Source organism: Psychrobacter sp. PG1, from assembly GCF_014897815.1.
GTDB lineage: Bacteria > Pseudomonadota > Gammaproteobacteria > Pseudomonadales > Moraxellaceae > Psychrobacter.
Map to the genome: position 1 here is coordinate 82,388 of NZ_JABUZG010000071.1, position 11,725 is coordinate 94,112.

Below are 11,725 nucleotides of genomic sequence, written 5' to 3' on the forward strand. Positions count from 1 at the left end.
AGACCAAACCACGCTGTCCGTATATTGATAAAAAAGGCTAATCGTTGGTATGGAACAACAAAAATAACTCAGTCAAATTGCCTTCGATGCTATTGGCCATTTGTGCCAGCTTGTCTTCATCTTTACGCATCTCTGCAAGCTCTGGATCTTCATCATCGATACCGCTTAGCAAAATCATTGGTAAGGTCAAGACAGCCACATCTTCAGCCGTTTCTTCATCTTCAAACCAATCGCTGGCTTCATCGCCATACATCGCATCGACAAAGCCAATTGACCAAGCAACGATATCTGATTCATCTGAAAAATCAACGGCCACTTCTTCATCACCCGCATCTTCACCAAACGGTAGCTCAATAGGTGTCTCGTTTTTTAGCTCAGCGATAATAGAATCGCGCCAGCGCTGGATACCGTCGATGACATTTTCTGGGATTTCGCTAACATGGCCTTCAAACAGTGCATCCAGCCAATTCGGTAATGGACGCCCAATGACTGTCGCTGTTAAAAAACCATGCGCGGCGACACTATCAAGCACAAATGGGCTCTCTTGATTGTCCAAATAGTCTAATAATTCATCGAAGCTTAATTGGTTACTCATGATGTAATTGTCCTTGAAAGATAGAGTGCGGCAGTCGCCATAAACGATCGGTTAAGTGCAGAATAGTGGATAATTTGAAGGTAAAAATGGTTTTGGCAAAGCACCCAAACCATCTTTATAAAATAAGAATCATTGCATAGAGCGGGTTGCGAGCAACCGTCAAAAAGTAACGATCGCGATATCATTAGCATTACACTGTCAGCTAATATGCCGTTATTAAAAGGCTTTAGTCGGCTTAAATGACTGAGCACTTTCACATTAGGCTATGACTTAAGTTTAAAAACTAAAGATCGTCATCATCCCAATCATCGCCATCTTCATCGAAATTGTCTATATCGTCTAGATCATCCTTTAGCTCTTTGGCCAAACGCTTTTCTTCTAGCAGATTATCGATCAGTCGACGCTTCTCAAGACTACTTAAGCGCGTACGCACGCTCGTCTCGGCCTCTTCCACCATCTTTGCATCATCATCGTCGACAAAATCATCATCAAAATCGTCGTCAATATCAGCGTCACTCATGACAAACTCCTATCATTTTTAGCAAGGGTATTAAGAATACATTAATATATATATGCCTTATAAAGTCTCTACTTCACGTTGTCAATGCTTTTTATTATTACTGCCCTATTTTTAGGCTGTTTAAAGATAACGACAGAGACAATATCTCAGACAATTGTATAGTAATAAGCGAATATAAGCAGCATTAAATAGCCGACTCATCTGCGCTTTCAATCATCAATACCGCATTGCGCACATCCGCTAAGCGTTGGATCATCGAATCGTTGCCACCATCGAACACCGCACATTCGCGCTCATAAACCGTGGTTGGGCGCATGATACTCTGTACCTGTACATGGTGGCTGATTTGCTTAAGACCTGCATTGGGTAACAAAATCAGCATTTGCTCTTTTTTGCCGACGCTGTGTAATAATTGCGTCATTGCTTGCGCCTGTGCATCATCGCTGACACCTGCTTTAGCAGGTAGCGCAAAGCGGCTTAGCTCAATGTGCTTGTCATGGATGATTTTGTTAAGCATCAAATACAGTTTGCCAAGCATCACACCTGCTAACGCCACTTTGGCATGGCTATTGTCCGCCTTTAACAACACGCTAGCACCCGTGTCATCGAAACGCGGCTCGTTCATCGCGCTGACACCCAACAACAATGGCTGCTTAAGTAACTCGGTCACCGCTTGATTCAATAGCTGCGTACATAATGCCAAATAAGGTAAACGCTGAGCCGGTGCCAGACGCTCAAGCATATTGAACTCGTCATGGAATACAATCTGCACTCTCACACTGTCAAATGAGCGGGTGGCAGACAACCGAGAGGCGCTACCAGATTTATGAGCGCGGCTTATCTCATCTTGGGCAGCACCATTTGCTGCATCATGCTCTGCTCGCTCTTCAGTCGTACTATCGATAGGCTGACTATTAGAGCCAGTGGTATCAGTCGCCCCTTGATTTTGTTGCGTTCTTAAATACTGGTTTACTTCACTATGTACATCCAATTTGTGTGCATTGGTTGGCTGACTGTCCGTTGCACCCTCTACAGAATGCTCCGATGCTTCTCTATCCGTATCCGTGGTACGGCGTTCAAACTCCCGATCATAACTGCGCTGATCGATTTGCATATACTGCTCACGATGCAAATCTTGAATATCGCGGCTAAGCGCGTTAATTTGCTCTTTGGTTGGACGAGCAAGATAACCATAAACCAGCCAAAGCAACAAATGCAGCAGCATCGTACCGATGACGAACGGCCATTGCATAGCGATAATCTCGCCTTTGCTAATATCTTTTAACGTCAACGACACACTGCCAATCACCGAATCGCCATTGGTGGCAATCTGACGAATGGTATCACCTTGCTGCATGGGCGCATTGCCAACAGGCACCAAGATGTCGTCGTTATTGTCTTTAATCAATATGCGCGTCACGTCTTGCTCGCTAGTATAGCGATTGGCAATGACACTCAAGCTGACACGGTCTTTATTTTCTAAAGACAACCTTGCTTCATCAATCAGCTGGGCGACCATCTGCTCGCCTTTTAACGCACGACTTTTGCTCAGCTGTTGATCGGTGCTGATGACCAATAACAACGTCTGCAAACAAAAACTAACCAGAAGAATAATGGCAAACAACCCTTGCCGCGGCGCTAAATACGTCATGATATGGTAAACTTTTTTGGATAAGAGAAATTAAAAAAAACAAGGCTATCCCTCATTTTTTGGCGAATTTAAAAAAACTATAATAGTGCGTATCTTAATAAGTATGTATTGAATTTAAGTACCATAACCCGACACGTCTGTTGTTGCCTAAAATAGCATTTACAACAAGGTTTGGTTACTTAAAAACTGCTGTCTCAAATACTAATACTCAGGATAATCTACTGCACATTTGGTAAGCGGCGACTGAGAGCATTGTTGTGGATATCATCATGAATACAGTCCGCTTATCTTATCTACTATATCACCATAATAAGTCTTATAGCGTTAGTTGATTTATAAATTTATCATAATAATCACATTCAATTTCAAATGATTTTTCAACGATTGCTGTCATCTTTAATCGACGGTGATACTTTGTGCGTCATCTATAGGCGCTGCCGAGTAAAGCTGCTATTATTCCCAATCTTATATGAGCATACAAGGGACCATTGAGCCATGCCACACAATACATCTTACTCGTTACCAAAAGACAGCAAAGCATGGCAACAAGCCGTTGACTCTATTGCGTCACTGTTACCAGATAACACGAACTTACAAGATTTTGATGCGCTACAGTCCCTACCAGTTTTTGCTCTTATTGTTGTGCTACCGACCAAAGTATCGACGCTTGATATTCACCAGTATGTGCAATCATGGGTCGATGAACAGCCAAGCTGGCATTTGGTCACCGTCGCTGAAGATACTGATGCCAGTTTTGTCAATATTACCGTTTCTGATACAGAGCCAACGGCAGCAAACGCACAGCGCTTGCCTTTTACTCAAGCACAAGTATTCCGCTATTTGTTGGTTCCAGTCACTGATACGCTGATGCATCCTGGCAAAAAGACCGCAGCAGCTCACATCATTGATGATCAGCTGACCACGCGCTTGCGTCATGACTTGACCGAAGCTTATAACGATAGTCATCAAGCGAGCAGTACTGAACGCTTGGATATTGTCGATTGCCATATTTTATCAGTCGGTCATATGCTACGTACCCACAAGCTTGCCTGCTTTGATATGGATTCCACCTTAATCAAGCAAGAAGTCATCGTTGAGTTGGCAAAGACAGCGGGTATCGGCGAAGAAGTCGAAGCCATTACGGAAGCGGCAATGCGCGGTGAGATGGATTTTGATGAATCTTTTGCCCAGCGTGTGGCGTTACTAAAAGGCATCTCGACCGATGTGTTAGATGATATCTGCAATCGTTTGACGCTATCAATGGGTGCTCGCATTACCATCAGTGCACTAAAGGCTTTGGGCTACCATACCGTACTGGTATCAGGCGGCTTTACCTACTTTGCGCGCCATATCGCTGAGCAATTGGGCATTGACGAAGTTCACGCCAACGCCTTAGATATCGACGAAGGGGAAGTCACTGGTCATGTACAGCTGCCCATCGTCAATGGCGCCAAAAAAGCGGCGATCGTTGAGCATACTGCGGAGCGCTTGGGTATCGAGATGTCACAAGTGGTCTGTATCGGTGACGGCGCCAATGATTTACCGATGATGGGTATTGCTGACCTAGGCGTCGCCTATCATGCTAAGCCCATTGTCCAAGCACGTGCTGATGCCGCCATCAATGTCACAGGGCTTGAAGGCATACTTTATGCCCTTGGTTATCCAGCACTTGCACCCACGGAGTAACGACTACACTCGCAACACCATACCATGGAGCTAGGTTAGTGTTTTTAACATTAATCTGGCTTTTACGTCTTATTACATTGCGACATTGCGACATTGCGACATTGCGACAGTCAATTTTCGCATCACTGTCCTAGCATACTTAGCGGCATCGCATTAACTTTCACTGTGTTTTTAAATAAAAAAGGATTGTCCATGACGGCATCACCATCACCGCGGCAAAATGAGCCGTCAGCGCCACAACCACTGGATAAGAGCAGCACTGCTGCATCCTCCGATAGTCCAAAGCAACTATTTGGGGTTTATATCAGAGGAATGGCCATGGGGGCAGCGGATATCGTACCGGGTGTCTCTGGCGGTACCATTGCGCTGATTGCCGGTATTTATGAGCGCTTGATTAACGCCCTGAGTAGCATCGGCCCCAATCTCTGGCAGATATTTCGACAGGAAGGCGGAATCAAAGGTTTGATTGCGGTGTGGCGACAAGTTGATGCCACTTTTTTGTTGTTTTTGTTATTGGGAATCGCCACCAGTTTTGCTACTTTAGCCGGTATTATCAAACACCTATTGGATAATCAACCGTTATTTATTTGGTCGTTCTTTTTTGGACTGGTTGTCGCAACGGTATTTATATTATTGAGTGAGATTCAGCGTTGGAATATAGGGCGGGCAGCACTATTCGTGACTGGTCTTGTTGCCGCTGTGGTCATTAGCAGCTTACCATTGCTCACGACCACACCAAGCTTGCCTTATTTGTTTTTTGCTGGCGCAGTCGCTATTTGTGCCATGATACTGCCCGGCATATCTGGGTCTTTTATCTTATTACTATTAGGTGCTTATGACGCAGTATTAGAAGCCGTACATAGCCTTAACTTTACGATAATCTTCACGGTCATTGCGGGCATGGCAACGGGATTATTATTATTTACTCGCGCACTTAAATGGCTATTGTCTCGCTACTATCAGGCAACTTTGGCCTTGCTCACAGGTTTTATCGCAGGCTCGCTTGTGAAAGTATGGCCATGGAAAGTAGATGCGTTAGGCGCGCTTGATAGTGATGCGATAAACAACGTGATGCCATGGCAATATCCTACTGGTCCACATTGGCTAACCACTGTAGGACTGATGCTGCTAGGCGCGATTTTAGTCTCACTATTGTCTTGGTGGGGCGCTCGTAGCAATCGCGCTTAACCCTACCTTAAATCTGCATCATTCTCTTTTTAAAACCCAAAAACCTACTATACACTCTTAATAATAAGCGCCCATCCTTGCGGCGCTTGTGCTTAAACCTTGCCATACAAAACCATCAAAATGTGCTAAAAAACCAAACGTCAACGGTTGTCGCAAAGTCGCTTGTCCCCTCTTTAGCTTTGTTCCCCAAACTTTCATAATGACCCTATTGGAATTCACCTTATGAATAGCGAGATGAATGATGTTACTGACTATATTTTCGGTTATTGGTATAGAAACGTGGAGCACGGCGGCACTGCTTGGTTATAGCTTGCTGGCAGGCTTGATTTTGGCGCTTGCCTTATCCTCACAGCGCTGGCTGCTCTGGTATCTATTTGGTGGTATGGCATATTGGCTAGCAGTTGAGGCGATTCAAAGCATTGTGGCGGGTCGTCCTATGCTATCAGAGCTGTCAGAATGGCACAGCTATATCATCGCCATGGGTATCAGTTGGTTGCCTTTAGCGGGCTGGGTGCTGTATCGGGCACTACGTTACGAGGATGTCAGTCAATCCGTTCAGCTGCAACGTCAATTGCAAGCGGCACGTTATATCGAGCACACGCCTGTTTATGATGACGACTACCAACCGCGCTTCCACTGATAGAGTCGCGTCTATATCAATGAGCGACGCTGTCAGGTTAGTTCATTCTCTGTTTACAGTACTTTTACTTACCTCTTATATAGCCTGTATTACATTATCTTTATTCGACTGTATCTCGTCCAAAAATTACGATTAACCTGCCGTCAAATTCGCTCAATCTAGCATAGGTAGTGTGAGCATTCATTTTCGTTCCCACTCTCTTTTCTACTGTCATTTTTATAAATATTAACAACTTGTTTTAATCAAGACGACGTCATTGGATGTTACAAGATACTTAACGCTCTCTACGTAACTCCTAAAGAATAGCAACCTCTCTATCGTTTATAATCTAGTTATATATTTGTCACAAAAATTGTTATAAAGTACGCATTATTTTGCGTCTCATTCTTTAGGAGTTCGATTATGTTTACTGTTCCTGTATTAGATATTAAATCTGATCCGTTAGATGTGCTATTGGCCGTGATTGGCTATCGTTTGTCCATGCTTGCTGATAGTGATAACGAAGATGTGAAAGCACTATTCGCTGATCGCAATGTGACGATTGAGCTTGCCAGCACTGAAGCGGATATCGCCCGTTATTTTGTCTTTGATAATGGTAGCTTCAGCCAATACAGTGGTCATGCTAAAAAAGCAGACCTCACCATCAATTTCAAGGATTCGATGACAGGTGTTAAGCTTTTGACCAAAGGCAATCTTCCTGCCTTTATGACTGCTGTACAAGAAGGCAACCTCAGCATCGAAGGCGATTACAGCCTAATGATGTGGTTCAATAAACTTGCTAAGCATATCGTGCCAGCTGTTCCAGAAGAATGTAAACCTTATATCCAAAAAGCCAAGCCTTATGCTTATAAAGCACAAAAACTTGCCAATCATTGGATTGGGGTTGCTAAGCATAAACTTGGTAAATCATAACGTAAATAGATCGACGTAAATAAAGAAAACAGATCACGATTATTTAGCGCTCAGTTACTTTACTCTTTCGCAGTGTTCTGATTTTCTAAAAAGGTTGCGGTATACTATATCGCAGCCTTTTTTATTATCTAAAATTTTATGGCTTTACACACAACTCTTTTAACCACTATTCTCTTAAAAATGATTGTTTCAAAAACTATTATAAAAGGAATTATATGATGGCAGGATTACTTAACATCTCAGAGCCTAATGCCAGTAGCCCCACTGACACATTCAATAATAAAAATAACAGCCACAGCGGCTTGAACAATGACTTTTTAAACAACTTAACAATGGATGCCAGCAAAGCCAGTCAACAAATGGCCCGTAAGCATAGCCGCGAAGAAATCGCCGAACTGTTTGATTTGCCTTTAATGGATTTGTTGTTGCAAGCGCAAACGATACATCGGGCGCACTTCACTGCCAATGAAGTACAAATCAGTACTTTGTTATCGATCAAAACAGGTAACTGCCCCGAAGATTGTGGCTATTGCTCACAGTCAGGTCACCACCGCGATACCACCAAACTACAAGCAGAGAAGCGCATAGAAGTCGATAAAGTCATTGCTGCGGCCAAACGTGCCAAAGCCAGTGGCTCGTCACGCTTTTGTATGGGTGCAGCATGGAAACATCCAAGTGCCAAAGACATGCCCTATGTGGTTGAGCTGATCAAAGAAGTCAAGGCCTTGGGACTTGAAACCTGTATGACCCTTGGTATGCTAGATACCAATCAAGCGACGCAACTGGCGGATGCTGGACTCGATTATTACAATCATAATCTAGATACCTCACGTCGTTATTATGAGCAAGTCGTCAGCACACGCAGCTATGACGAGCGCTTAGATACCATAGACAACGTGCGTAACTCAGGCATCAATGTCTGTAGCGGCAATATCGTCGGTATGGGTGAAAGCCGTGACGACCGTATCGATTGGGTACATGAGCTGCTAAAAATGCCCAAAGCGCCAGAGTCAATTCCGGTCAACTTGCTTGTGCCCATTAAAGGCACACCAATTGGCGACAAAGTATTGGCAGAAGGTCAACTGTCAGTGATTGAATGGATTCGTACTATTGCCGTAGCACGTATTTGCTGCCCGACCAGCTATGTGCGTTTGTCTGCTGGTCGTGAGAGCTTGTCCGACTCTGAGCAAGCCTTGGCCTTTATGGCAGGTGCCAACTCATTCTTTTATGGCGATAAACTGCTGACTACTGGCAATGCAAGCCAATCAGGCGATGACAGACTCATGCGTGAGCTTGGTCTAACAAAGCAATTTGCCGCGCCAAGAGCGCCCAAAGTATTGCCTGTGATGGATGCGATGAGTGGTCATCAATCGCAAGTAATGATGGCAGAGTAGCGTTTTTTATCGCTACCATTATTGGATAATCTGCGCTAAGCTTGCCGACATTATTGATGATAAAATATTAAATCGTAAGAGAGAATGTGATGGCAGATTATTTCAATTGGATTAAAGCGGCGCATATTATATCGATGGTCTGCTGGTTTGCTGCGATATTTTATTTGCCACGCTTGTTTGTCTATCATGCGATGAGTGACGACAGCATCAGCCATGAACGCTTTGCTATTATGGAGCGCAAGCTCTATCGCGGTATTATGACGCCATCGATGATAGCCACATGGGTCTTCGGTCTATGGATGTTGGGGCTAGGCTGGGAGGTGTATAAAACCCAAGGCTGGTTACACGTCAAGCTCTTATTAGTGGTGCTACTCTCTGGCTATCACGGTGCTTGTGGCTTTTATCGTAAAAAGCTAATGGATAATCCGCATTATAAGACGCATAAATTTTGGCGCTGGTTTAACGAAGTACCAGTGTTTGCATTGGTCATTATCGTCATCTTAGTAGTAGTAAAGCCCTTCTAAAATCCAGTAAATATGCTCATAACTGATTTTTAGATCTGAATACCTCTAAACTAAAAGCGTCCGTTACTTATTAAAGTAACGGACGCTTTTTTTAGGACATCATAAATATGACACCTTAAACACTAGGGCGCATGATTTGATAGACATTACTCAAATCATAAACACGGTAACGCGCAGGTTCGCGGCGGTTTTCGCCCGCATAGCTGAGGATCAGTGCTTGCTTTGCACGCTCATCAACCCAGCCGACAAACAGTCCACTATGCTCGACGCCATTATAGCCATGATTGATATAATAGAGCCAATCCCCAACTTCAATCTCGCCGCTATTGGCATACGGACCTTGACCATAAGTACCTTTATGAATGGTATCACGTGTCACTCCGGCGCGTTTAAACACGGCATTCAAATAGTCCCAGCAGCCACCTTGAATGATCGTACGCTCGTTCAGCGCCATCTTGCGGGCGGTGCTAACCACTTCACGGGCAGCCAAACTACTTTGCATCTCCGCACTGCTTAGTAACGGTAAATACTCGCTATCGACATTATCATAATTACCCGATAAAAAAGCGGGCATCACTGCTGGCGCTTGACGCGCTACTTCAGGATAACGATAGGATGTCTGAATCACTGGTGGAGTACTGGCAGAATTTGAGCGATAAGTTCCTGCACGTTGAATGGTAGAACGCGTACTGACTTTCGCAGAGGGCACGGCTGAGTACGATGGTGTATAGCGAGCACTAAAATCAGATTGCACAGATTTTTGGGCGATCAGCGCACTCATACTATCGGCATGGGCCTGACCTACTAGGCCAACGGTAAATAATAAAAGACTGCACGACGCGGTAACCGACGACGACATAGACAATGACAATGACACAGGCAAACGCGACATGACCAACTCCTTGTCAATAAAATATAAATGACAACATAAACCATAATAATAGGATGTTCTAATCTTACTTATAAACCATTTAGACATGACGCTGCAAGCATTATTCGGCTCAAATAGCCGATAAAAGGTATAAAAACACAGACTAATGGTTAGATAAGAGGAGCACGTAGAAAAACGATGGAGAGCTGGCGCTAATTAAAAAGGAAATAGAATAAGCAGTTTTAGATTAAATACTGCGTAGATAAAAAATTGCTGAGATAGAATACTGCTGAAATAAAATATTACTGAGAGAAAGTCACTTAGGATTTCATAGCTCAATCCAGTAGATGATTGGCTAAGAAATAAGTTAATCGTTACTCATTTTGATATTCACATGGCGCTTGCCCAATGCTTGACCCTGCAAAATAGCTTTGGCAGCGGTTGCCTCTTGGATACTATCAAAGCCGCTAATATGGTATTTGCGTATATCATCACAATCAACAATCTGTAACTGCTCACCAATAAGCATGATTTTATCACCGTCGGTCAACTGAATATGCTCACGCTTACCTTGATTGTCATGCACCAGCTCACCAGCACGCAGCCACAAGATGCCGCTGCTGATAACACCAGCCATGGCTTTTTTCTGTTGTTGACGTTTTCGATTAAAGATAAAACTACCAATAATCAGTAGCGCCAATGCCCCTATAGCCAAGCGCTCAGGCAGCAGACTCATTGCCAAAGCAACCGCCACTGCCCCAACCAATAATGCTGAGCCAAACCAAAACATGCCATCATCAGTCGTTTTGGGCTGATCTTGTAGCGTGATTTTGGCACCATCGTCGGTCAGCTTGAGCATGCATGACTACCTGTTACAGAGTAATAAGAAAGTAAAAGTTTAATTAAAATACGATGAGCAAGTAATCATCAATAGGACTACCAACCCAAGGCTGTTTTTTGCATGGCAATCAGCTCAGCGATGCCTTTTTCGGCAAGAATCAGCATATCGTCGGCTTGAGCACGAGTAAATGGCTTTTCTTCCGCTGTTCCTTGTAGCTCAATAAATTCGCCTTTTTGGGTCATAACCACATTCAAATCGGTATCACAGCTGGCATCTTCTTCGTAGTTTAAATCTAGATACGCTTTACCGTCTTTCATACCAACAGAGACCGCAGCGACCAAACCAATCAGTGGATCTGCCTTGAGTTTTTTGCTTTTTTGGATACTCTCTAATGCATCGATAAGCGCAATAGCAGCCCCCGTCACACTAGCAGTACGAGTACCGCCATCAGCTTGCAAAACATCACAATCAAGATAAATCGTATTTTCACCCAGCTTACTCAGGTCAATCATCGCTCGTAAGCTACGACCAATCAAACGCTGGATTTCTTGGGTACGACCTGATTGTTTACCACGTGCCGCTTCACGTTGGTTACGGGTATTGGTCGCGCGTGGCAACATGCCATACTCAGCAGTGATCCAACCTTTGCCTTTACCTTTGAGCCAACGCGGTACGCCAGATTCAACACTAGCGGTACACAATACTTTGGTATCACCAAAGCTGACTAACACTGACCCTTCGGCATGCTTAGTATAATGGCGCTCAAAGCTGATCGAGCGAAGTTGGTCAAGCTCACGATTGTCAATACGCATAAAAATCCCTAGTACAATGTTTTAAAGGCTGTGTCATAAAATGAGGTGTCTGTCATTATGTGGCTAACCATCATTTATCTAGCAAACTATT

12 protein-coding genes are annotated in these 11,725 nt (G+C 44.0%); 6 read left to right on the plus strand and 6 right to left on the minus strand.

The annotated features are described in order from the left end of the window. Positions 1 to 37: 37 nt before the first annotated feature. The 3 genes from INT03_RS11520 to INT03_RS11530 all read right to left on the minus strand — a co-directional run bounded on the left by INT03_RS11520 (position 38) and on the right by INT03_RS11530 (position 2,766). Positions 38 to 595: a YecA family protein gene (locus tag INT03_RS11520; RefSeq protein ID WP_055124803.1), complete on the minus strand. Its 558-nt coding sequence runs from the start codon at positions 593 to 595 to the stop codon at positions 38 to 40. A gap of 283 nt (positions 596 to 878) precedes the next feature. Further along, positions 879 to 1,115: a PA3496 family putative envelope integrity protein gene (locus INT03_RS11525; protein ID WP_045443968.1), complete on the minus strand. Its 237-nt coding sequence runs from the start codon at positions 1,113 to 1,115 to the stop codon at positions 879 to 881. A gap of 184 nt (positions 1,116 to 1,299) precedes the next feature. Then, positions 1,300 to 2,766: a hypothetical protein gene (locus tag INT03_RS11530; RefSeq protein WP_193009058.1), complete on the minus strand. Its 1,467-nt coding sequence runs from the start codon at positions 2,764 to 2,766 to the stop codon at positions 1,300 to 1,302. A 495-nt stretch (positions 2,767 to 3,261) separates the two neighbouring features. Between INT03_RS11530 and serB the strand changes: the two genes are divergently transcribed. The 6 genes from serB to hemJ all read left to right on the plus strand — a co-directional run bounded on the left by serB (position 3,262) and on the right by hemJ (position 9,110). Continuing rightward, on the plus strand, positions 3,262 to 4,452 hold the full coding sequence (serB, locus tag INT03_RS11535) for a phosphoserine phosphatase SerB (RefSeq protein WP_193009059.1): 1,191 nt from the start codon (positions 3,262 to 3,264) through the stop codon (positions 4,450 to 4,452). Between the two features lie 192 nt (positions 4,453 to 4,644). Beyond that, complete coding sequence (locus tag INT03_RS11540; protein ID WP_193009060.1) at positions 4,645 to 5,640, plus strand: DUF368 domain-containing protein; 996 nt, start codon at positions 4,645 to 4,647, stop codon at positions 5,638 to 5,640. Between the two features lie 238 nt (positions 5,641 to 5,878). Then, positions 5,879 to 6,280, plus strand: coding sequence for an AciT family ciprofloxacin tolerance protein (aciT, locus tag INT03_RS11545; protein WP_226950287.1), 402 nt, complete (start codon positions 5,879 to 5,881; stop codon positions 6,278 to 6,280). Between the two features lie 402 nt (positions 6,281 to 6,682). After that, positions 6,683 to 7,192: an SCP2 sterol-binding domain-containing protein gene (locus tag INT03_RS11550; RefSeq protein ID WP_055124808.1), complete on the plus strand. Its 510-nt coding sequence runs from the start codon at positions 6,683 to 6,685 to the stop codon at positions 7,190 to 7,192. A gap of 332 nt (positions 7,193 to 7,524) precedes the next feature. Then, on the plus strand, positions 7,525 to 8,586 hold the full coding sequence (bioB, locus tag INT03_RS11555; protein WP_264298300.1) for a biotin synthase BioB: 1,062 nt from the start codon (positions 7,525 to 7,527) through the stop codon (positions 8,584 to 8,586). A gap of 89 nt (positions 8,587 to 8,675) precedes the next feature. Further along, entirely contained in the window at positions 8,676 to 9,110 is a 435-nt protein-coding gene (hemJ, locus tag INT03_RS11560; RefSeq protein ID WP_045453451.1) for a protoporphyrinogen oxidase HemJ, read from the plus strand. A gap of 115 nt (positions 9,111 to 9,225) precedes the next feature. On the opposite strand, the gene INT03_RS11565 is transcribed toward hemJ, so the two are convergent. The 3 genes from INT03_RS11565 to rph all read right to left on the minus strand — a co-directional run bounded on the left by INT03_RS11565 (position 9,226) and on the right by rph (position 11,634). After that, entirely contained in the window at positions 9,226 to 10,002 is a 777-nt protein-coding gene (locus tag INT03_RS11565; RefSeq protein WP_193009061.1) for a hypothetical protein, read from the minus strand. A gap of 346 nt (positions 10,003 to 10,348) precedes the next feature. Next, positions 10,349 to 10,840, minus strand: a complete 492-nt coding sequence (locus tag INT03_RS11570) for a hypothetical protein (protein WP_193009062.1) — start codon at positions 10,838 to 10,840, stop codon at positions 10,349 to 10,351. Between the two features lie 77 nt (positions 10,841 to 10,917). After that, positions 10,918 to 11,634 (minus strand): ribonuclease PH, encoded by a 717-nt coding sequence (gene rph / locus INT03_RS11575; protein ID WP_045443953.1) that lies wholly within the window; start codon positions 11,632 to 11,634, stop codon positions 10,918 to 10,920. Positions 11,635 to 11,725: the final 91 nt, after the last annotated feature.